Here is a 20448-nt window from a genome sequence, read left to right as displayed (position 1 = left end):
CTTCTCAAACGGCCCGTAGCTGGCTGCTCCGGGAAACACGGGGGATTCCTGGGGCGAAGCGTGGTTCGCGGAGGACGTCGGGGGTGAAGCGCGGGTCCCGGGGAACATCGCGGGCGAGCCGCGGGTCACGGGTGTCCCGCGCGACGTCCGGGGTGAGCTGGGGCGCACGGACGGCGGCCGGGCTGAAGCGCGGGTCGACGGTCACGGTGGAGGCGCCGACGGGCTCGGCCAGGGCGCGCAGCGCGGGCTCGGAGAGCCGCACCCAGGGCTGGCCGCTGCCCAGAACCTCGGCCAGCCGCTGCGGTGAGGTGAAGCCGACGGCGGTGCGGCCGCCGAGCGGGGTGCGGAACAGGCGGGCGGTACAGCCCGCGGGTCCCGGCCGGACGGGAACGAAGAGAGGCCCGGCCGGGACACGATCAGCAGGCTCAGGGTCTTCCGCGTGGAGATGGTGGGACACGGCGTTGCTCCTCGACGGGACGGCGGCCCCGGACCGGTGGACTACGCGTGCGCCGGGGCTCGGCACAGACGCTATGCCCGGTGCGGGGGGCGCCTTGCCGCTCCATGACGCTTCGTTGACGGTTTTCGGACCGGACTTGACGCGATGCTGCCGCTGCTGGCCGAGGCACGTCGCACCGTGGCGCGATCCGGTCGCGGAGCGGTCCCGGACGGGCAACGGACCGTGACCCCGCCCCCTACGCCGACTGTGGGGTTGCGGCCGTCCTTGACCTTGACACTGTGGAAACCACTCCACTGGAAGGCGTCATGTTCAGCATCGGAGATTTCGCCAGGTACGGCCGCGTCTCGGCCCGGATGCTGCGTCACTACGACGCGATCGGACTGCTGCGGCCGGCCCGTACCGACCCCGTCACCGGCTACCGCTTCTACGCGGCGGCCCAGCTCGCCCGGCTCAACCGCATCATCGCGCTCAAGGACCTCGGATTCAGCCTCCAGCAGGTGGCGGCGATCCTTGACGAGCAGGTGGGTGCGGCGGAGTTGCGCGGCATGCTGCGGCTGCGACAGGCGGAGCTGGCGGCCGAGCGGGAAGCGGCCGAGGCCCGGCTGGGGCAGGTCGAGGCGCGGCTCCGAACGATCGAGAGTGAGGGACACATGTCCGCCGACGACGTGGTGCTCAAGCGCACGGAACCGGTCCTGCTCGCGGAGCTCAGCGGTATCGCCGCCAGTTACGGCCCCGAGGACATCGGCCCGGTCATCACACCGCTCTACGCGGAGCTGTTCCGCCGGCTGGCCGCTGCGGGGGTGACCCCGACCGGGCCCGGGCTGGCGTACTACGAGGCCGCGCCGGAGGACGCCGGCCCCGAGGGCACGGGCGCGGTGGACGCGGTCGTGGTGCACGCCGGGGTCGCGATCAGCCAGGAGGAGCTGGCGAAGGCCGTGCAGCGGAAGGGGGCGGGGGCCGCCTCCGCCTCCGCTTCCGCCGCGTCCTCCGCTTCCTCCGGTGCGCCGGCCGCCGGGCTCGGTTTCGACACCGTCACGCTGCCGGGGCTCGACCTGGCCGCGACCGTCGTCCACCGCGGACCGATGAGCCGGATCGTGCCGACCGCGCAGCACCTCGCGCACTGGATCGACGGCAACGGCTACCGCTCGGCCGGGTACGCCCGCGAGCTGTACCTGGAGTGCCCGGACGACGAGGAGGAGTGGGTCACCGAGATTCAGGAACCGGTCATCCGGGCTTGAGTCCGGGCTTGAGTCCGGGCTTGAGTCCGGGCCTGAGTCCGGGCCTGAGGTCGGCACGGGGCCCGGGGACGGTGCGGGCGGCCGTGGCGGTAGCGGTGGCCGTGGCCGGAGACCGGTGCCCGGCCACGGGGGCCGAAGTCCCCTCCACCAGGCACCGGTTCACCGTTTCGGCGAACTCCACCGCCGCCGGGCTGAGCGCCGCCCACTGCCGTACCGCCCACCCGGTCGTCAGCGGCGGCAGCGCCGGGATCGGCACCAGCCGCAGGCCCGGATGACCGGCGGTGGCCCGGTGGCCGGGGAGGCGGGGGACGACGGCGGGGCCGACGCCGAGCTCGGCGAGCAGCAGTGCGGTGTCCCAGTCGGCGACGCTGGTGGTGCTGGGCCCGGGGACCGCGGGATCCGGTGCCGGGGCGCCGTCCTGGTGGCCGAGGTGTCCGTCGAGGCGCATCCGGGACGTGGAGTTCTCCGGTAGCCGGATGAGGCGGAGGCCGGCCAGCTCGTCGGGTGTGAGGTGGTCGCGGGCGGCGAGCGGATCGCCGGCGCGGACCGCGAGCACCCACGGCAGGCCCATCACCGGATGCTGCTCGATGCCCCGTACGGGCGGGCCGATGGTGATCCAGGCCAGTTCGGAGTCGCCGTCCGCGACCGCCTCGAAGCAGCGGCGGCTGGAACTCTCGGTGTGGAACTCCAGGTTGACGTGCGGGCGCCGCTCCCGGAAGGCGACCACCGCGTCGGACATGAAGTGCCGGACGGTGGTGGCGCCGGTGGTGACCCGGACCGTCCCGCCGTCGCCCCGCCGCATGTCGGCCAGCCGGCGCAGTGCCAGGTCCAGTCCGCCCAGGCCGTCGGCGGCGGCGCGGTGCAGGATGCGGCCCGCGGCGGTCGGTGCCACCCCGCGCGGCCGGCGCTCCAACAGGTCGATGCCGGCCTCCCGTTCGAGGCGTTTGACGCGCTGGCTGACGGCGGACTGGGTGCAGCCGAGGTCGCGGGCGACGGCACTGAGGCTGCCGGCCTCGCAGACGGCCACGAAGGCACGCAGATCATCGAGGGTCACCCGGCCACGTTAGTGCGCGGCCCTCCGCCAACCCAAGCTGAAGCTAAGGAGTTTGGAAGGAAACCCGAGGATTGACTTGGGTGCGCCGCCCCGGGACGATCGTCACAGGGCCCAGGGCGGCAACCCGGAACCGTGGACGGCCGTACGGTTCCGGGTGCCGACCCGCCCCTACGGATCCGCCCCTACGGCCCCGCCCCTACGGATCCGCCCCAACGGACCCGCCCCCACGGACCCGTCCGAACGGACCCGCCCCTACGTCCCCCCCGTACACGTCCTCCCCCCCCCGTAAGGGCCGCCGGTGTCACGCCCCCGCCGGCGCCCCCGAGCGCGGCCGGGTGTCGTCGTGCCCCGCACCTGGCGTGGCCGCCGCCGTGTCCGCGGGCGGGCCGCCCGGCCGTCCGTCGTCCGTCCGCGGGCCGCGCCGGACCACCGCGAGGACCAGCAGACCGGTGGCGAGCGCCACCAGCCCGGAGACCAGCGTGATGTCCCGCAGTCCGGAGAGGTAGCCGGCGGCGAGCGCGTCCCGGCCGCCGGCGGGGACCCCGGCGTCCCGCAGCGCGGTGCCGAACACCGTCCCCAGGACCGCGATCCCGAACGCGAACCCCAGCTGTCGGAAGGTGTTCACCGCCCCGCTCGCCATCCCGGCCCGCTGCGGCGGGGCCGCGCCGAGCGCCGCCGACACCAGTACCGGCATCGCCGCCCCGACGCCGAGTCCGCTCACCGCCAGGCCGGGCACCAGCGCGGGCCAGCTCGCGCCGGTGCCGAGCAGCGCGACGTGCAGCAGCCCGCCCGCGCCGATCAGCAACAGGCCGATGCCGAGCGGGAGTTGGGGCGCCAACCGCTGAAGCGCCCGGCCCCCCAACACGCCGACCAGCAGGGACATCAGCGCCATCGGGGTCACCGCGAGGCCGGCCCCGATCGGGCTCAGCCCGAGGACGTCCTGCGTCCACAGCCCCACGAACGTCAGGTACGGGAAGGCCGCCGCCTGCATCAACAGCGCCGCCACCATCAGCACCGCGAACGACGGGCGGCGCAGCAGCCGGAGGTCCAGCAGCGGGCCGGTGGTGCGCCGCTCGGCGACCACGAACACCACCAGGGCGAGGACGGCGACCCCCACGGCGGCCAGCGTCCCGGTCTCGGTCCAGCCGTGCTCGCCGCCGCGCATCAGCCCGTAGGTCAGTGTGCCCGCGCACACCGTGAAGGACGTGGCGCCCGGCCAGTCGATGCGTGCACCGCGGTCGCCGTAGGACTCGCCCAGGTGCCGCAGAGTCAGCCAGATGGCGAGGGCGGTCAGCGGCAGGTTGACCAGGAAGATCGCCCGCCAGTCGGTCCACTCGGTGAGCAGCCCGCCCAGGACCGGGCCGACGGCGGCGGCCGCGCCGCTGGTGCCGCCCCAGACGCCGAACGCCACGCCGCGGTCCCGGCCCTGGTAGGCGGCCATCAGCAGCGGGGTGTTGGTGGCGAACATCGCCGCCGCGCCGATGCCCTGGACGACCCGGGCGGCGACCAGCAACTCCGCGCCGGGGGCCAGCCCGCAGGCCAGCGAGGCGAGCGCGAAGAGCGCCAGCCCGCCTACGTAGAGGCGGCGCCGGCCATAGAGGTCGGCGGCCGAGCCGGCCACCATCAGGAGCGCGGCCAGGGCCAGCGCGTAGCTGTCCATCACCCACTGGAGCGAGGTGAAGGAGGCGCCCAGGTCGTCGGCTATCCGGGGCAGCGCGGTGTTCACGATCGTCACGTCGACGAGCAGCATGAAATTGCCGAGGGTGATGGCGACCAGGGGCCACCACTTCCCGGTGCGGGCGCCGGCCCCACCGGGGCGGCTGACGCCGGGCCCGGTGCCGCTACGGCCGCCGCCGCCCCCGTCTGGAGCGTTCCCGGGTGCGTACCGCATGATCATGTCCTCCGTTGGGTGGTGCGCTTGGGTGGGTTCCCGGGCAGGGCGCCCGGACGAGGGCCCACTCTCCGTTGCGCACCGCTCGTTCCCCCAGCCACGGCGCTCCCGGCGACGCAATTCGACACGGGTTAGCCTCCAACGGTGAAAACCGACGGAACCGCCGGCCGGCCCGCGCCCTTCGACGACCTCGACCGCCGGCTGATCCACGCCCTCCAGATCGACGGCCGGGCCCCCTTCAGCCGGATCGCCGAGGTCCTCGGGGTCTCCGACCAGACGGTCGCCCGGCGCTACACCCGGCACCGCGGCTCCGGTGCGTTCCGGGTGCTGGGGCTGGCCGAGCCCCGGGCGCTGGGCGAGGTGGAGTGGCTGGTGCGGGTGGAGTGCGCGCCGGACGCCGCGCTGCCGATCGCCGAGGCGCTGGCCCGCCGCCCGGACACGTCCTGGGTGAGCCTGATGTCCGGCGGCACCGAGATCGCCGTGGTCTGCCGGTCGGCGAGCAGCGAGCACAGTGACGCGCTGCTGCTCCAGAAGCTGCCGCGCACCCCGAGCGTGGTCGGGGTGGCCGCGCACTGCCTGCTGCACGAGTTCTACGGCGGCCCGCAGAGCATGGTCAGCAAGTCCGGTGCGCTGACCGCCGAGGAGGCCGCCCGGCTGAGCCCGCCGGCGCCCCGGCCGCCCTCGCCCAAGCCCGCCACCTCGTTCGCGCCGGGGGAACCCCCCTCCCCGGTGGTGCTCTCCGACGCCGACCGGCGGCTGTTCGAGGCGCTCGGCCGGGACGGCCGGGCCCCGCTCGCCGAACTCGCCGCGGCCACCGGCTGGTCGCCCACCACCGTCCGCCGCCGCCTGGAGGCGCTGCGCGCGGACGGCGTGCTGTACTACGACGTCGACTACGATCTGCGGCTGTTCGGGTACGGGGTGATGGTCGCCCTGTGGCTGTCCGTCGCACCCGCCGAACTCGCCGCCACCGGCGCGGCGTTGGCGGAACACCCGGAGGTCGCCTTCGCCGGCGCCACCACCGGTGCGCACAACCTCTTCGCCTCCGTCCTGTGCCGGGACACCAGCGCGCTCTACACCTACCTGACGACCCGGATCGCGGCACTGCCGGGCGTCCGGACCATGGAGACCGCGCCGCGGATCCGGCACCTCAAGGGGCCCGGCCCGTACGCCGCGCTCGGCCCCGCCGCTCCGAGGAGCCGCCGATGACACCACCACCGCCCCGTGTCCTGGCGCGCCGGGCCCGCGACGGGGTGCTGGACTGGGTGCGGTCGACGCCCGGCACCCACATCTGGCTGCTGATCATCGGCATCACCAGTCTGGTGATCGCCTCGGCCTCCGAGGGGCTGGAGCAGTTCCTCCTCCACCGCAACAGCAGCAACATCCACGAGCTGAACGAGCATCCGCTGCCCTCGCTGCTGATCAGCGGGTTCTGGATCGAGCAGCCGGGGTCGTTCCTGCTCTACGCGGTGATGTTCGAGCTGGTGCACGCCAACGTCGAGCGGTGGATGGGGAGTTGGCGCTGGCTGCTGACCGTCGGCGCGGCGCACGTCGCGGCCACCCTGGCCAGTCAGGAGCTGGTGCTGCTCGCCATCGAGGGCCACCAGCTGCCGCGCTCGATGACCCACGTCGTGGACATCGGCGTCTCCTACGGGCTGGCCGCCGCGGCCGGGACACTGACGTACCGGCTGCTCTCGCCCTGGCGCTACGTCTACCTCGTCGTCCTGCTGGGGTTCTTCGGGGTGCCGCTGGTGACCGGGGCGACCTTCACCGACTTTGGGCACGCCATAGCGCTGGCCCTGGGGTTCGCGTCCTGGCCACTGACCCCGGCGGCGCGCGTCGAAGCGGTGCTGGAGCGCACACCGGCCGAACATGCGCCGGATGAGCGCACACCGGCTGAGCGTGCACCGGACGGGCACGCGACGGATGGGCACGCGACGGACGGGGACGCGACGGGCGTGGGTGGCGGCGCGGAAGGGCCGGAGCCGCCACCCGGGGGCCGTCAGGAGTAGAGCCGCTCCAGCACCACCGCGACCCCGTCGTCCTCGTTGGAGGCGGTGATCTCGTCGGCGACGGCCTTGAGTTCGTCGTGGGCGTCCGCCATCGCCACGCCGTGCGCGGCCCAGGCGAACATCGGGACGTCGTTGGGCATGTCGCCGAACGCCACGGTCTCCTTGGCGGTGATGCCCAGACGGCGGGCGGCCAGCGAGAGCCCGGTGGCCTTGGTCAGGCCCAGCGGCAGCAGCTCGACGATGTGGGGCCCGGCGACCATGACGCCGACCAGATCCCCGGCGACCTGGCGGGCGGCGCGGGCCAGCGCGTCGTCGTCCAGCGTCGGGTGCTGTATGTAGACCTTGTTGAGCGGGGCGGTCCACAGCTCGCCCGGGTCGTCGATCAGGACGTTGGGCAGCGGGCCTTCCTGGACCTGGTAGCCCGGGCCGACCAGCACCTCGCCGGCCAGGCCGTCCCGGCTCGCCGCCAGGTGGAGCGGGCCGACCTCGGCCTCGATCTTGGACAGCGCGAGGCCGGCCAGCTGACGGTCCAGGGTCACCGACGTCAACAGCCGCTGTTCGCCGGCGTGGTAGACCTGCGCGCCCTGTCCGCACACCGCCAGGCCCTGGTAGTCGAGGGCGTCGAGGATGTGCCGGGTCCAGGGCACCGCCCGGCCGGTGACGACGATGTGCGCCGCACCCGCCGCGGTGGCCGTGGCGAGCGCCCGGCGGGTGCGTTCGGAGACGGTCTCGTCGTGGCGCAGCAGCGTCCCGTCGAGGTCCGTTGCGATGAGCTTGTACGGCAGCGGCGAACCCGCCGGGGTCGAGGAGCTCACTTGGCGACGGGCTCCAGCACCTCGCGGCCGCCCAGGTAGGGGCGGAGCACCTCGGGAACGCGGACCGAGCCGTCCGGTTGCTGGTGGTTCTCGAAGATCGCCACGATGGTCCGCGGGACGGCGCAGAGCGTGCCGTTGAGCGTCGCCAGCGGGCGGACCTTCGGCTTGCCGTCGATGGTCTCCCGCATCCGGACCGAGAGCCGGCGGGCCTGGAACTCGTTGCAGTTGGACGCCGAGGTCAGCTCGCGGAACTTGCCCTGGGTCGGGATCCACGCCTCACAGTCGAACTTGCGGGAGGCGGAGGCGCCCAGGTCGCCGGTGGCGACGTCGATCACCTGGAACGGCAGCTCCAGGCCGGTCAGCCACTGCTTCTCCCACTCCAGCAGCCGCTGGTGCTCGGCCTCGGCGTCCTCCGGCGCGACGTAGGAGAACATCTCCACCTTGTCGAACTGGTGGACCCGGAAGATGCCGCGGGTGTCCTTGCCGTAGGTGCCGGCCTCGCGGCGGAAGCACGGCGAGAAGCCGGCGTAGCGCAGCGGCAGCTGCTCGGCGTCGACGATCTCGTCCATGTGGTACGCGGCGAGCGGGACCTCGGAGGTGCCGACCAGATAGAAGTCGTCGCGCTCCAGGTGGTAGACGTTCTCGGCGGCCTGGCCGAGGAAGCCGGTGCCCTCCATGGCGCGCGGGCGCACCAGGGCGGGGGTCAGCATCGGCGTGAAGCCGGCCTCGGTGGCCTGTGCGATGGCGGCGTTGACCAGCGCCAGCTCCAGCAGGGCGCCGACGCCGGTGAGGTAGTAGAAGCGCGAGCCGGAGACCTTGGCGCCGCGTTCGACGTCGATGGCGCCGAGCAGTTCGCCGATCTCCAGGTGGTCCTTGGGCGTGAAGCCCTCGGCGGCGAAGTCACGGGCGGTGCCGTGCGTCTCCAGGACCGTGAAGTCCTCCTCGCCGCCCACCGGGACGTCGGGGTGGACGATGTTGCCGAGCTTCCGCAGCAGCGCCTGGGTCTCGTCCTTGGCCTCGTCCTGCTCGGCGTCGGCGGCCTTGACGGCGGCGGCCAGCTCGCCGGCCTTCTTCAGCAGCTCGGCCTTCTCGTCGCCGCTGGCCTTGGGGATGAGCTTGCCGAGCGCCTTCTGCTCGGAACGCAGCTCGTCGAAGCGGACGCCGGACGACCTGCGCCGCTCGTCGGCAGAGAGGAGTGCGTCGACGAGCGCGACGTCCTCTCCACGGGCGCGCTGGGAGGCGCGCACACGGTCGGGGTCCTCACGAAGCAGGCGAAGGTCAATCACCCCACCAGGCTACCGGGGCCGCCAGCCGGCACTCGACGTGATATTCGCGGGTGCGACCATTTGCCCGTTTTGGGGTTATTTATTCCATGGCGGGGAATCGGGTCCGGGAGCCCTCTCGGGCGGTCGTCGTAACGCATCGTAAGGTCCTGCGGAATTCCTGGTTCATGCCATGAAAAGGGGCATTCGCGGCAGCGGATTCCGGGCTTCCGGTGGCCGGTCCCCGGGGTTGTGCCCAGCTGCCCACCGGGTTGTCCACAGGGGGAGGGTGTGGGGCGATTCTTATCCACAGCCTGTGTGTGAGATCTGTGGAAGCCGGAATTGATCATTCTGCGCCCGAAATGCTCGACTATGGATTCTTAGCCCAAACCCCGTTCACACACTCTTTCGTGTGGGATTACCTCGCCCTAAAGGATTGGTCGTGGGAATTGTGCTGACGAGGTCCGGGGTGATCCACTGTGGGCGGCTGTGCATGGATGTGGGGTCACTAGGGAGATATGTCGACCCTGTCCGCCTCGGATGTCGACTTACCCACAGGTCGAGAAGCGAGCCTGTGGATAACTTTGTGGACAGTTACCGCGCCCGTCGGACGGCGTTCCGGAATGGCGCTTTCGGTCCCGCCGAAGGCGCAGGTCACAGCCTGTAACCCGAGGGGCACGGGGACGGTCGGCTCAGCCCCGTCCGTCCAGGCAGCGCCCCAGCCAGTCCGACGCCTCGGTGAACGCCGAGTCGGTCACCTGCGGCCGTACGTTCGCGCTCACCTCGTCCGCGCGCGGATACGAGCCGAGGAACCGCACGTCGCGGCAGACCCGCTTGAGGCCCATCAGGACCTCGCTCACCCGCCGATCGGTGACATGGCCCTCGCAGTCCACCGAGAAGCAGTACCGGCCGATGCCCTCGCCGGTCGGTCGGGACTCGATCCGCATCATGTTGACCCCGCGGACCGCGTACTCCTGGAGCAACTCCAGCAGCGCACCAGGGTGGTCGGCGGCCAGCCACAGCACCACCGAGGTCTTGTCCGCCCCGGTGGGCGCCGAGGGCCGGGCCGGGCGGCCGACCAGGACGAAGCGGGTGGCGGCGTTCTGCGCGTCGTGGATGTCGGCGACCAGCGGCGTGAGGCCGTACGTCGCGGCCGCGAACTCGCCAGCGAACGCGCCGTCGTAGCGGCCCTCCTGGACCAGTCGCGCACCGTCCGCGTTGGAGGCCGCCGACTCCCAGACGGCGTCCGGGAGTTGGGCCGCCAGCCACTTGCGGACCTGGGGCTGGGCGACCGGGTGCCCGGTCACCGTCTTCACGTCGGTCAGCGTCGTCCCCGGGCGCACCAGGAGCGCGAAGGCGATCGGCAGCAGCACCTCGCGGTAGATCATCAGGGGTTCGCCGGAGGCCAGTTCGTCGAGGGTGGTGGTCACACCGCCCTCGACGGAGTTCTCGATCGGCACCAGCGCCGCCGCAGCCTCCCCGGCCCGGACCGCGTCCAGCGCGGCCGGTACCGACACCATCGGCACCAGCTCCCTGGTCGCCGCCTCCGGGAGGGTGCGCAGCGCGGCCTCGGTGAAGGTGCCCGCGGGACCGAGATAGGTATAGCGACTGGCCGACATGCCGTGGACTCCCTCACGTGCTTGCGGGAGACCCCGCCGTCTTTCGCCCTGCCCTTGCCACGATACCGAGCGGTCCGGTGCCGGGCGGACGCGTTCCGAAGAGTGGTCCCGGCCGGCCCCGGGTCCGATCAGCCCTCCAGTAGCGGCTGGGCCACGTAATCGCCGTCCGACGGGGCCGGCGGCACCGCGTACAGGCCGCTGGCCTCGTGCCGCAGGAACGGTGACAGCGCGTCGCCGCGGTCCAGCTTCCGCTGGAGCTGGGTGAAGGCGCGCAGCGGGTCGGCCTGCCAGCAGACGAAGAGCAGCCCGGCGTCCGGGGCGCCGTCGTCGCGGAAGCCGTCGTGGTAGGAGAACGGGCGGCGCAGCAGCGCCGCGCCCTGGTTGGCCTCCGGGGCGGCGATCCGGGCATGGGCGTTGGCGGGGATGACCGGGAGCCCGTCGGGGCCGGTGGCGTCCAGTTTCATCGGGGTGGTCTCGGTGCCGCCGGTCAGCGGGGCGCCGTTGTCCTTGCGCCGCCCTATGACCCGCTCCTGCTCGGTGCGGGAACGCTTCTCCCAGTCGTCGAGCAGCATCCGGATCCGGCGCACCACCGCATACGAACCGCCGCGCATCCACTCCTGCGCGGTGTCCGCGCCGACGAAGATCCGTCGGTCGAAGTCCGGCTCGGACGGTTTGGGGTTGTTGGTGCCGTCGACCTGGCCCATCAGGTTGCGGGCGGTCATCGGGTGCGCGGTGGCGCCCGGCGTGCGGTTGAAACCGTTCATCTGCCAGCGCAGCCGGGCGGCCCCCGCCGCCTCCTTCTGGAGCGCCCGCAGCGCGTGGAAGGCGACCAGCGCGTCGTCGGCGCCGATCTGGACCCACAGATCGCCCTCGCTGCGCCGGGGGTCGAGGGCGTCGGCGGAGAAGGCGGGCAGCGGGTCGAGCTGGACCGGGCGGCGTCCGGTCAGACCGGTCCGGTCGAAGAAGCTGCGGCCCAGCCCGAAGGTGACGGTCAGCGAGGACGGCCCGGCGTCCAGCGCCACACCGGTGTCGGCCTGCGGGGTGCGCCCGGCCATCAGCTCCTCGGCCGTCCGCGACCAGCGGCGCAGCAGCGCGGCGGCCTCCTTGCGACCGGCGCCGGCCGCCAGGTCGAAGGCGACCAGGTGGCCGCTGGCCTGCAACGGGGTGGTGATGCCCGCCTGGTGCTTGGCGCCCGTCGTGCGGAACGGGACCTCGGTCGCCCCGATCGTGCTCAGCGCCTCCGGGGCGTCGGCCTGCGCGGCCGAGGCACCGAGGGCGCCGCCGGCCCCGCCGACGACCAGCCCGGCCGCGCCGGCCGCACCGACGGTCCCCAGGAGGCGGCGGCGGGACAGCTCCGCGGTGGTGCCGTCCGCGGTGGTGCCGTCCGCGACGGTCGACCCGCTCCGTGGGCGGGTGCCGTCGTCCTGCATGGTGTCCGTGGCGTCCTGCTGCTTGCTCATCAGTTGATTGTCACGTTCCTGGTCTCGGTCACCTGGTCGAAGTCGGAAGTCCGGACGAGCAGCGAGAGCTGCCACCGCCCCGGCACCGGGAGTTGCACGCCGCTCGCGGTCCAGTGGCCGGTCCCGCTGTGCCGGAGCGTGACCGGGAGCGGCCCCAGCTTCTTGGCGTCGAGCGTGAAGGAGACCTTCACCTCGGGGAGGTCCCGGGCCTTGCCCGACGGGTCGGCGATCCGCAGCCGCAGCTCGTTGCCGCCGCCGCTGCGCCCGGGGTCGAGGTCGAGGCGGGCGGAGCCCTTGCCGTTCGCGCCGCCGGTGTCGAACGGGACGGTCAGCACGCGCGGCTGGTTGGCGTCGGGGGACTGCCCGGCCGAGGCGGCCTTGACGGCCTCCGCGGTGCGGGCCGGTTCGGTGGTGGTCAGGGCGGTGGTCACCGCGAGCAGCACCACCGCGACGGCGGCCTCGGTCAGGACGGACCGCCGCAGCCCGCGCCGCACCGGGTCGGCGTCCCGGATCCGCTTCTTCCGAGCGGTGGTCAACGCGGCCTGCTGGCGTGCCAGTTGGGCGACCCGGGCCGGGTCGGCGGGGGCGGTGGTCGCCGCCAAGCCCGGGTCCTTGGCCACGTCCGCGTCGGCTTCTACGGGGGAGGCGGCGACGGCGACGGGCTCGGGCGTCGTGGCCGCGTCGTGCGGGCCCGTCCCCCGTTCCGTACCGGCCGTCGACTCCCCGGCGGCCGTCAGCCGGCCCGTCCAGCGCCGGGACAGTCCGGCGACGGCCACCATGACCGCGACCAGGCCCACCTTGACCAGCAGCAACTGCCCGTAGGAGGTGTCGGTGAGCGCGCGCCAGGAGCCGACCTGCCGCCAGGACTGGTACGTGCCGGTGGCGACCAGCACCAGGACGGAGCCGAAGGCCATCCGGGAGAAGCGGCGGACGGCGTCTGCCTCGACCGGCGGGCCCCAGTAGAGCGAGACCAGCAGGGCCGCCAGCCCGCCGAGCCAGGCGGCCACCGCGAGCAGGTGCAGGACGTCGACGGGCATCGCGACGGCGGGCTGGAGCCCGGTCGAGGCGTGCTCGGCGATCGCCCAGGTGGTGGCGAGCCCGGCGGCGACCACCACCCCGCCGAGCGCGAGGCCGAACGTGAGGTCCGTGCGCCGCTTGGCGGTGTCCTCGGTGTCCTCGGCGTCCTCGGCCTTCGCGGCGTCTGTGGCGTCTGTTGGGTCTGTTGGGTCTATTGGGTCTGCGGCGTCCCGGGCCGGCGTCCGGTCGGAGTCCGGGCCGTGGACCCGGGCGTACGCCCCGAAGAGCACCGCCACGAACAGCGCCGCCGCGGCGAGCAGCAGCAGCCGGGAGAGCAACGCGGCCCCCGGCTTGGACAGCACCACCTGCTGGAGCCCGCCGAGGTCGAAGACGTCGGCGAGCTTCCCGGAGCCGGTGTACGGGGTGCGCAGCAGCAGCATCGCCAGCGTGGCGCCGGTCAGCACCGCCCAGCCGCGGACTACCAGCCGCTGCACGGACCGCACCCGGGCGGCGGCCGGCCGGCACGCGACCACGAACGCCGCGCCGCCGGCCAGCAGCACGAACCCGGCGTAGGCGAGGTAGCGGGCGATCTCGTAGAGCGCACCCACCAGGCCGCCGCCGACCTGCTGTTGGGGAACGGCGGCGGTGGTCTTGGACGGCGCCCCGATGGAGAAGGTGAAGGCACCGGACACCGGGTGGCTGTCCGCCGAGATCGCCTGCCAGGCGACGGTGTACGTCCCGTTGGGGAGCCCCGGCGGCAGCCCCGCCCCGTATTTGACGGTGCTCCCGCTGCACAGATTGCGCAGCTTGCCGCGGTCCACCCGCTTGCCCTGCGGGTCCAGGACGCGCAGGGAGTCGTCACCCATCGCCACGCCCTCGGAGAAGGTGAGCGCGACCTGCTCGGGGGCGTGCGCCACCACCGAGCCCTGCGCGGGGTCGCTGCCGGTCAGCGCGGCGTGCGCGGCGGCCGGTGCGATACCCGCGACCAGTGCGCCGAAGAGCACCGCCACGACGACCAGTAGCCGTCGCGGCCGGAAGCCGGTGAGGGCCATGGTGCGCGCTCCCCTTCCCGTTGGCATGAGTGTCCGTTTCCTTCACCGGGCCCGTTGCCGGGCCCCTTTCCTCACGGCGTCCGCGGCGGTGCGGAGGCCGTCACTTCCCCGGCCGGTAGGCGGCGGGCTTCACCTCGACCTCGACCTTGACCGGGTCGGCGGTGGCGAAGTGCAGTTCGACGGTGACCTTCTGGCCCGCGGTGGGCTTCCGGGTCAGGCCCATGAACATCGTGTGGGTGCCGCCGGCGCTGAGCGTGAGCTCCCCATTGGCGGGCACCGGCAGGGAGTCCACCTGCTCCATCTTGTTGCCGGTGGTCTTGTGGAGGGTGATGTCCTTGGACAGGTCGCTGGTGACCGAGGTCAGCTTGTCGGCGGTGGAGCCGCTGTTCTTGACCACGAAGTAGGCGCCGGCCATGTCCTGGGTGACCGGCTGCGGCATGTAGGCGCCGCTGACCGAGAGCTGGGGCTTGCCGTCCCCGCCGCCGCAGCCCGTCAGGGCGAGACCGGCGGTGAGGGCGAGCGCGGAGCCGATGGCTATTCGGCGGCTGACGGGGGCCAGGGGGGCGAGGGGGGAGGTGCGGCGGGTCACGGGTTCTGTCCCTTGGTGATCTTCGGAAGTGCGGCGGTGTAGTTGTCGGCGGTGGCCTCCTGCATTCCCATCCAATGGACCTTGTCGTCCTTGGGGGAGCTCAGCAGGACCTGGGCGCCGTGGGTGGAGACCACGTCGCCGTTCTTCTTCTTGACCGGCGCCTCGATGCCGATGTTCACGCTGCGGGCGGCCTGCTGGATCTTGTTGAACGGGCCGGTGAGCCCGATGAAGTCCTTGTTGATGCCGCCGAGCCACTTCTTGAGCTGGGCCGGGGTGTCGCGCTCCGGGTCGGAGGTCACGAAGACCACCCGGAGGTCGCTGCGTTCGGCCTGCGGCAGCTGCTTCACCGCCACCGCGATGTTGGCCATCGTGGTCGGGCAGACGTCCGGGCAGTTGGTGTAGCCGAAGTAGATCAGGGTCGGGTGGCCCTTGGTCTTCTCCAGCAGGTCGTACGGCTTGCCGTCGGCGTCGGTGAGGGTGAGGTCCGGCTTCTCCATCGGGGTGTCGAGGGTGACGATCGGCTTGGCCGCCGTCCCCCCGGAGACCTGGGCGACGGGCTGGTCGGAGCCGTCGCCGGAGCCGCAGGCGGTCAGCGTGAGGCCGAGGGCGGCGGTCGCTCCCAGGGCGGAGAGCAGCAGTTTTCTTCTATGCATGACGGATGTGTCCCGGTATTTCCATGGCGCTGAGCCGGTGGGTGTCAGGGGTGTTCTCGGGTCGGGGTGGTCTGCCGAAGGACGCCGGACCGGCGTGTGGGTGCGCCGGTCCGGCCGCGTCCGGCGGCGGGGTACGGATCAGGCGTTGCGGCGCCGGCCGGCGAGCACGCCGAAGGCGACGCCGACGATGCCGACGACGATCCCGCCGACGGCCAGCACCCGTGCCGTGGTGTCACTGGTGGACGCCTGGGCGGCCGTGGTGTCGCCCTTGGCGCCGTTCTTGCCGTCGGCCGGGCCCTGGTCGGCGCCCTGGGTGTCGGCGGCGGTGAGCTTGAGCACCGGTGCCGGGTTCGTCGGCTCCTGGCCGCCGGGCTTGGCCGGCTCGATCCAGCGCACGACCTCCTTGTCGTCGTACGTCTGGAGGGCCTTGAAGGCGAGCTGGTCGGCGTCGCTGGGCAGCTGGCCTACGGAGAGCGGGAACTGCTGGAACTGGCCGGGCTCGATGCCCTTGCCGTCCGCGGTCCAAGTGATCTTCGAGGGGGCCTCGTTGATCTTCTCGCCCTCCATCTCGATGGGCTTGGCGAGCTTGGACTTGGTGACGTCCACCTTCCAGCCGGGCACCGACTGCGGCATGACGGACGCCAGCGGGTGGTCGGTCGGCAGGGAGACCTCGACCTTCACCGTCGAGGCGTTGTCGCGCTCGTTGGGCACCTTGATGTTGATGGTGGCGAAGCCGCCCTTGGGGGCGGTGCCGGGCTGCACGGTGACGTGCGCGAAGGCCGGACCGGCCAGTAGCAGGACGCTGCCGGCCGCGATCCCGCCGACGACGGGGAGCCGGCGGACCAACCGCCGCGCCGAGGACGACGAGGGTGCCGAGGACGACGGCGTGCCGCCCGAAATCTCTGACATACCGGACTTCTTGACCATGTGGACGCTCCACGAGGAGAAGGGAGGAAAACGACTGCGGGGTGACGTGGTGCGGCGCTCGACCTCGGCGCGCACTGCCGCCGCGCGCCGCCGTCCGTCCCCGCGGTTCCCCGGGAGCGTGCTGCGCGTGGCGTCAGGCCGCGAGGGCCAGGCGACCGACCGTCGGTGGGCCGCGCCGTATGACGCTGTGCTGGAGCGCCGGATCCCGCGGACTGTGCTCGTCCCCGTACGCCGAGGGGGCGCGCAGGCATTCCTCCTGCGCCGTACCGAGGGCCGCGAGCAGCGTCCGGACCAGCGCGAGCGACCGGCGCACCGCGCCGACCAGCGCCCGTGCCGCGACCTCGCGCGCCGCCGGGGCGGACAGCCGCACCAGCCGCCACAGGGCGGCCTCACCGCGCCGCAGCAGCAGGCCGAGGCCGAGCGCGGCGAGCAGGTGCCCGAGCAGCATGGGCAGCGACGGCGCCAGACAGTGCGCCATCATCGGGACGTCGGCGCCGCCCATCGGGTGCCCGCCGGCGTCGACCAGCCCGGCGGCGCCGGCCAGGTCCATCCCGCCGGGGCCGAGCAACTGCCGCGCCGTGCTGCCGTCGAGGCGCACGCCCTCCAACCCGCACGTCAAGTGCCGGGCCAGCGCCACCGCCGCCTGGTCGGAGAGGCCGGACGCCCGCCCGGACAGCGCCGGCATCGGGTGCTGCCCCATCGCGAACAGTGCGTGCAGCGCCAGCTGTCCGACCGCCAGTCCGGCCGCGATACCGGGCAACGAGCGCTCCCGGCCGGCCAGCGGGGCCGCCACCGCGAACACCGCGACCGCGGCGAGCCCCAGCGTCCACAGCGGCACCGTGGCCAACGAGGCGGCCATGTGCCCGGCCGCGGACAGCGTGACGCAGGCCGCGGTGAACACCGCGGCCCGTAGCAGCCGCAGATCGGCGGCCGCCCGCGCTGTGGGGACGGAGGGGGCAGTCATGGCGGCCGCCATCATCCCACTGCCCCCGTTCGCCGCGTACGGCAGGGTTTCGGCGGCTACGACACGGCCGGCTCACAGGGGCGCCTGCCAGGGGCGTTCGGAGTCCCGGAACGGGCGCGCGGAGGCGCGCACCCGGCACCACGCCTACACCTGTGCGCTCACTTTCCGCATCCGCCGAATGAGCGGTATCACGTCCCGGGGATGCTTACCGACCTTGCGGCCCGGCAATAGGTATCGGTATGTCGAGCCGCGTCCAGGAGGCAGGAGCGATGAGCATCTGGTGGTCCCTCCATCTGCGGCGGGAGGCCGCGAGTGTGCCGCTCGCCCGACGGCTGTTGCTGGGCGCGATGGAGACCGCCGGCGTCGACCCGGACATCTGTTACGACCTCTCGGTCGCCCTCTCCGAAGCCTGCGCCAACGCCGTCGAGCACGGCGGCGACGCCACCGACGACTACCGCGTCACCGCCTACATCGACGGCGACACCTGCCGCATCGAGGTCACCGACTCCGGCCCCGGCTTCGACCGTCCCGCTCCGCCGCATACCGCCGCGGACCGCGCACTGCCGCCGGTCCCCGTCCCCGCCCCCGCGCAGGCCCCCGGATACGCCGAGGACGGCCGGGGGCTCTTTTTGATCGAGGCGCTCACCGACCACGTCCAGTACCGCAACCGCGCCGGCAGCTCCGGCGCGGTGGTCAGCTTCGACAAGATCCTCAAGTGGCGCGAGGGGGCGGCGCTTCCGATGGCGTCGTAGCCGGTCGGCTACGGCCACATGGCTTTGACCTGCTGAAACCCGCTCACCGGAGATGACAGGCGGGCATTCTTGGGCGGCCTTCACAGCCCGGATTCAGGCGGACAGGGCACAGGCAGGGCACACCGCGGAGGAAGCCGTCGTGCCAGGTGTGCCCTCAGCGGATGGGGGCGCTGCGGTCGCGGCATCTGTGTCCGCCCGAGTGAACGCCGCATCCATCGCCCGTCGCGTACGCGACTCGCTGTTCGGCATCAGGTGCGTGTATGTGCGCAGTGTGAAGCCGGCGTCCGAGTGGCCGAGGTACTCGGACAGCGCCTTGATGCTTTCGCCGGCGTCGAGGAGGACGGACGCGTAGGCGTGGCGGTAGGCGTGCATCCCGTCGTCGGGGGCGGCGGCGTAGCGCGGCGAGCCCTTCTCGCGAGGCGGGATGACTCCGGCGTCGGCGAGTGCCCCCTTCCAGACGTACTGGTTGAAGACGCTGCGGTGGTACGCGCGCCCCTGCTCGTCGGTGAAGAGGAGCCGGTACGTGCGTGGCTCGCCGTCGGGTTTGATCCACGGCAGGGTCACTGGCACCGGCGGGTACTCCTTCATATGGGCCTTGATCGCGGCCGCGAGCCGGTCCGACATGGGGACGGTGCGGAGCCGGTTGCCCTTGGGCGGAGCGAACACCATCGTCGAACGCACCAGCTTGATCTGCTGGTTGATGTGGACCACACCGCGGTCGAAGTCGAGCTCATCCTCGTCGAAGCCGAAGACCTCGCCCTGGCGCAGGCCACAGCCGAACGCCAGCTTGCCGCCGCACTGGAAGCGGTGGGGCAGCGCGGCGTTGACCGCGTGCACGCGGTCCAGGCTCCACGGGATGATCTTCCGCTTCGGCTTGCTGGGTAGCTTGACCGAGCTGGACTTGCACGGGTTCTTGGGCAAGAGCCCGTCCTCGACGGCGGCGTCCAACATGGCGGAGAGCACGGAATTGACCAGGCCGATCGTGGACGCCTCAAGGCCCGCACCCTGAAGTTTCTTCACCCAACTCTGGATGAGCGAAGGCCGGTTGAGGGCGCGCATTTCCAGGTGGCCCAGGTGCGGCTCGATGTGGTTGCGGACGATGCCCTTGTACGCGTCCACCGTGCCGATGCCGGCGGTCGCGTCGTCGAGCCACTCGCGGGCGTACGCCTTGAGCGTCTTCTTCGCCGCCGTCGGGTCGACGTACTTGCCCGTGCGCAGGTCGTTGTCGATTGCTGCGCCGGCCGCCTCTGCGTCGACCTTCCGGTCGTAGTTCTCCTTGCGCTGCTTGCCGAACGGATCGCGGTAGCGCAACTGCCAGCGCCTGCCCTTGCCGTGGTCGGCGGAGGGGACCTTCCCCTTGTGCTCCGGGCATTCCGCCTCGCCTTCCTTCGGGAAGGTTTTGTGCCAGCGGTCGTACACCTCAGCCAAGGAGGGCCCCCTGCATGCGGTTGAGGGGCTGGGCTGCGGAGTGGAACACGGTGCCGTGGGCTGTCCACGAGGGCAGCAAGGCAGCTGGCAGCACACCGAGGGCGGTGGCGATGGCGACGAGGTCGTCGACATCGCAGCGGCGACGGGCGCGCTCGGTACGGCTGACGGCGGCGTTGGTAAGTGGGCGCCCCAGAGCCGTGCAGCGATCGGCGAGCTGCTGCTGGGAGAGGCCGCGCGCGAGGCGCAGGCGCTCGATATTGCGCGCGGTTCGGATTCCTGCGGGTCCTATTTCAATTGGTCGGGTAGCCATGACGGATAGCTGTAACTCGAAAAGACCGGCCATGGCAAGGGGTTACTCAAGCATCCGAGAAAACTTGCTGGCGCTGGCTATTCGGGCGCCTCGGCGAAGCCGGATTTCCATGGTATGGTCCCGCGCCGCGAAAACCGGGGGCGTCTGATGTCCTCTTGCATGAGGGCTCGTGGTGGTCCTGGCCTGGTGCTTTGATGCAAGCTGGCATGCCCAGTGGAACGGTGATGATCCGGGGAGAAACCGGACAGGGCCCCTCGCTTTCTGGCGTGATTTCGGCAACCGGGGATTCGGGTCTACGGTTTTGGTTCCACTCGGCGAAGAGCCGTTTGGTGCGGCCGTGGAATTTCCACATAATGCCGCTGGACGTCGCAGGCAACCTGTGGCTGTCTTGTCCATCCCGCCATTTCCGTGAAGGAGTCCCATGCCCCGAAACCCCCGACCCTCAGCCGATGCCGGTGGTGCGGGCCGTGCACCGCTGGCCACGCCGGAGGAGGTCGCCATCTACCTCGGCGTGCCGGTGAAGACCCTCTACCAGTGGCGCCACCGCCGCATCGGGCCGAACGTCCTGAAGGTCGGCCGGCACCTGCGCTACCGCTGGCAGGAGGTGGATGCGTGGCTGAACGCCCAGACCGCGTACGACCTCACGGCCTGACCCCGCACCTGACGCGGGCAGCAGAGAGGCCCCCGGCGAGCCACCGCCAAGGGCCTCAGATTCCCCAACCGATCGCCCATCCCTGAACGAACGAGCTGGTGAGGGACGGGACCTTGCCCGTCCTGCCCCTCACCGGAGAGGAACGTCTATGGAGGACTCTACGTCCACCACCACGGAGAACACATCCCCCACGATCTGGCCCACCGCCGCCGTCCCCGGCCAGGGCATCCCCTGGCGCCGCGAGAACCAGGTGGATACACCGTCGCCTGTAGCGAAGGCTGCTGAGCCTTCGGCCAACG

General features: G+C 72.3%; 19 protein-coding genes. 5 read left to right on the top strand and 14 right to left on the bottom strand.

The genetic code is table 11. The annotated features are described in order from the left end of the window. Nucleotides 1–4: 4 nt before the first annotated feature. Nucleotides 5–457 carry an SAV_915 family protein gene (locus tag ACO0M4_RS18570; RefSeq protein ID WP_430371779.1) on the bottom strand — a complete coding sequence of 151 codons (453 nt, stop codon included), beginning with the start codon at nucleotides 455–457 and terminating at the stop codon, nucleotides 5–7. A gap of 305 nt (nucleotides 458–762) precedes the next feature. Between ACO0M4_RS18570 and ACO0M4_RS18565 the strand changes: the two genes are divergently transcribed. Continuing rightward, a complete protein-coding gene (locus tag ACO0M4_RS18565; RefSeq protein ID WP_430371778.1) occupies nucleotides 763–1695 on the top strand; it encodes a MerR family transcriptional regulator in 933 nt (310 codons plus the stop codon). On the opposite strand, the gene ACO0M4_RS18560 is transcribed toward ACO0M4_RS18565, so the two are convergent. Together ACO0M4_RS18560 and ACO0M4_RS18555 are read right to left on the bottom strand one after the other, a co-directional pair. Then, nucleotides 1682–2749, bottom strand: a complete 1068-nt coding sequence (locus ACO0M4_RS18560; protein WP_430371777.1) for a LysR family transcriptional regulator — start codon at nucleotides 2747–2749, stop codon at nucleotides 1682–1684. The two genes, ACO0M4_RS18565 and ACO0M4_RS18560, sit on opposite strands and share 14 nt — an antisense overlap. Before the next feature lie 301 nt (nucleotides 2750–3050). Beyond that, nucleotides 3051–4640: an MFS transporter gene (locus tag ACO0M4_RS18555; protein ID WP_430371776.1), complete on the bottom strand. Its 1590-nt coding sequence runs from the start codon at nucleotides 4638–4640 to the stop codon at nucleotides 3051–3053. A 144-nt stretch (nucleotides 4641–4784) separates the two neighbouring features. Between ACO0M4_RS18555 and ACO0M4_RS18550 the strand changes: the two genes are divergently transcribed. Both ACO0M4_RS18550 and ACO0M4_RS18545 read left to right on the top strand, forming a co-directional pair. Then, on the top strand, nucleotides 4785–5846 hold the full coding sequence (locus ACO0M4_RS18550; protein ID WP_430371774.1) for an Lrp/AsnC family transcriptional regulator: 1062 nt from the start codon (nucleotides 4785–4787) through the stop codon (nucleotides 5844–5846). Next, nucleotides 5843–6649, top strand: a complete 807-nt coding sequence (locus tag ACO0M4_RS18545; RefSeq protein ID WP_430371773.1) for a rhomboid-like protein — start codon at nucleotides 5843–5845, stop codon at nucleotides 6647–6649. The genes ACO0M4_RS18550 and ACO0M4_RS18545 overlap by 4 nt, the downstream gene beginning before the upstream one ends. Here ACO0M4_RS18545 and ACO0M4_RS18540 read toward each other — a convergent pair. From ACO0M4_RS18540 to ACO0M4_RS18500, 9 genes are all read right to left on the bottom strand, one after another. Further along, a complete protein-coding gene (locus ACO0M4_RS18540) occupies nucleotides 6640–7464 on the bottom strand; it encodes an HAD family hydrolase (RefSeq protein WP_430371772.1) in 825 nt (274 codons plus the stop codon). The genes ACO0M4_RS18545 and ACO0M4_RS18540 overlap by 10 nt on opposite strands. Continuing rightward, nucleotides 7461–8750 (bottom strand): serine--tRNA ligase, encoded by a 1290-nt coding sequence (gene serS, locus ACO0M4_RS18535; RefSeq protein WP_430371770.1) that lies wholly within the window; start codon nucleotides 8748–8750, stop codon nucleotides 7461–7463. Before serS ends, ACO0M4_RS18540 begins: the two co-directional genes overlap by 4 nt. 668 nt (nucleotides 8751–9418) lie before the next feature. Then, nucleotides 9419–10345, bottom strand: coding sequence for a prephenate dehydratase (pheA, locus tag ACO0M4_RS18530; protein WP_430371769.1), 927 nt, complete (start codon nucleotides 10343–10345; stop codon nucleotides 9419–9421). Between the two features lie 128 nt (nucleotides 10346–10473). Beyond that, nucleotides 10474–11805 carry an iron uptake transporter deferrochelatase/peroxidase subunit gene (gene efeB, locus ACO0M4_RS18525; protein ID WP_430371768.1) on the bottom strand — a complete coding sequence of 444 codons (1332 nt, stop codon included), beginning with the start codon at nucleotides 11803–11805 and terminating at the stop codon, nucleotides 10474–10476. Continuing rightward, nucleotides 11805–13874, bottom strand: a complete 2070-nt coding sequence (locus ACO0M4_RS18520) for a copper resistance CopC/CopD family protein (RefSeq protein ID WP_430373844.1) — start codon at nucleotides 13872–13874, stop codon at nucleotides 11805–11807. The genes efeB and ACO0M4_RS18520 overlap by 1 nt, the downstream gene beginning before the upstream one ends. 100 nt (nucleotides 13875–13974) lie before the next feature. Further along, nucleotides 13975–14463 carry a copper chaperone PCu(A)C gene (locus tag ACO0M4_RS18515; protein WP_430371766.1) on the bottom strand — a complete coding sequence of 163 codons (489 nt, stop codon included), beginning with the start codon at nucleotides 14461–14463 and terminating at the stop codon, nucleotides 13975–13977. Further along, on the bottom strand, nucleotides 14460–15116 hold the full coding sequence (locus tag ACO0M4_RS18510) for an SCO family protein (protein WP_430371764.1): 657 nt from the start codon (nucleotides 15114–15116) through the stop codon (nucleotides 14460–14462). Before ACO0M4_RS18510 ends, ACO0M4_RS18515 begins: the two co-directional genes overlap by 4 nt. A 138-nt stretch (nucleotides 15117–15254) precedes the next feature. Next, nucleotides 15255–16025, bottom strand: coding sequence for a YcnI family protein (locus ACO0M4_RS18505; protein WP_430371763.1), 771 nt, complete (start codon nucleotides 16023–16025; stop codon nucleotides 15255–15257). A 151-nt stretch (nucleotides 16026–16176) separates the two neighbouring features. After that, on the bottom strand, nucleotides 16177–17007 hold the full coding sequence (locus ACO0M4_RS18500; protein ID WP_430371762.1) for a hypothetical protein: 831 nt from the start codon (nucleotides 17005–17007) through the stop codon (nucleotides 16177–16179). A 269-nt stretch (nucleotides 17008–17276) separates the two neighbouring features. Between ACO0M4_RS18500 and ACO0M4_RS18495 the strand changes: the two genes are divergently transcribed. Next, entirely contained in the window at nucleotides 17277–17759 is a 483-nt protein-coding gene (locus ACO0M4_RS18495; protein WP_430371761.1) for an ATP-binding protein, read from the top strand. A gap of 93 nt (nucleotides 17760–17852) precedes the next feature. Here ACO0M4_RS18495 and ACO0M4_RS18490 read toward each other — a convergent pair whose 3' ends face one another. After that, entirely contained in the window at nucleotides 17853–19187 is a 1335-nt protein-coding gene (locus tag ACO0M4_RS18490; RefSeq protein WP_430371760.1) for a tyrosine-type recombinase/integrase, read from the bottom strand. Then, complete coding sequence (locus ACO0M4_RS18485) at nucleotides 19180–19497, bottom strand: helix-turn-helix domain-containing protein (protein ID WP_430373842.1); 318 nt, start codon at nucleotides 19495–19497, stop codon at nucleotides 19180–19182. Before ACO0M4_RS18485 ends, ACO0M4_RS18490 begins: the two co-directional genes overlap by 8 nt. Nucleotides 19498–19918: 421 nt before the next feature. Here ACO0M4_RS18485 and ACO0M4_RS18480 point away from each other — a divergent pair, with 421 nt between their 5' ends. Beyond that, nucleotides 19919–20149 carry a helix-turn-helix transcriptional regulator gene (locus ACO0M4_RS18480; RefSeq protein WP_430371758.1) on the top strand — a complete coding sequence of 77 codons (231 nt, stop codon included), beginning with the start codon at nucleotides 19919–19921 and terminating at the stop codon, nucleotides 20147–20149. Nucleotides 20150–20448 lie beyond the last annotated feature (299 nt).

The organism is Streptomyces sp. RGM 3693 (assembly GCF_050471125.1).
Classification (GTDB): Bacteria; Actinomycetota; Actinomycetes; order Streptomycetales; family Streptomycetaceae; genus Streptomyces.
The sequence above is the reverse complement of the archived record's forward strand: the minus strand, read 5'-3'. Positions and strand labels throughout refer to the sequence as shown.

Bases quoted from the DNA above. Each gene is read 5' to 3' on its own strand.
- ACO0M4_RS18565 (WP_430371778.1), top strand. From the start codon at position 763: ATGTTCAGCATCGGAGATTTCGCCAGGTACGGCCGCGTCTCGGCCCGG.
- ACO0M4_RS18555 (WP_430371776.1), bottom strand. From the start codon at position 4,640: ATGCGGTACGCACCCGGGAACGCTCCAGACGGGGGCGGCGGCGGCCGT.
- ACO0M4_RS18545 (WP_430371773.1), top strand. From the start codon at position 5,843: ATGACACCACCACCGCCCCGTGTCCTGGCGCGCCGGGCCCGCGACGGG.
- pheA (WP_430371769.1), bottom strand. From the start codon at position 10,345: ATGTCGGCCAGTCGCTATACCTATCTCGGTCCCGCGGGCACCTTCACC.
- efeB (WP_430371768.1), bottom strand. From the start codon at position 11,805: ATGAGCAAGCAGCAGGACGCCACGGACACCATGCAGGACGACGGCACC.
- ACO0M4_RS18520 (WP_430373844.1), bottom strand. From the start codon at position 13,874: ATGGCCCTCACCGGCTTCCGGCCGCGACGGCTACTGGTCGTCGTGGCG.
- ACO0M4_RS18510 (WP_430371764.1), bottom strand. From the start codon at position 15,116: ATGCATAGAAGAAAACTGCTGCTCTCCGCCCTGGGAGCGACCGCCGCC.
- ACO0M4_RS18505 (WP_430371763.1), bottom strand. From the start codon at position 16,025: ATGTCAGAGATTTCGGGCGGCACGCCGTCGTCCTCGGCACCCTCGTCG.
- ACO0M4_RS18500 (WP_430371762.1), bottom strand. From the start codon at position 17,007: ATGACTGCCCCCTCCGTCCCCACAGCGCGGGCGGCCGCCGATCTGCGG.
- ACO0M4_RS18495 (WP_430371761.1), top strand. From the start codon at position 17,277: ATGAGCATCTGGTGGTCCCTCCATCTGCGGCGGGAGGCCGCGAGTGTG.
- ACO0M4_RS18485 (WP_430373842.1), bottom strand. From the start codon at position 19,497: ATGGCTACCCGACCAATTGAAATAGGACCCGCAGGAATCCGAACCGCG.
- ACO0M4_RS18480 (WP_430371758.1), top strand. From the start codon at position 19,919: ATGCCCCGAAACCCCCGACCCTCAGCCGATGCCGGTGGTGCGGGCCGT.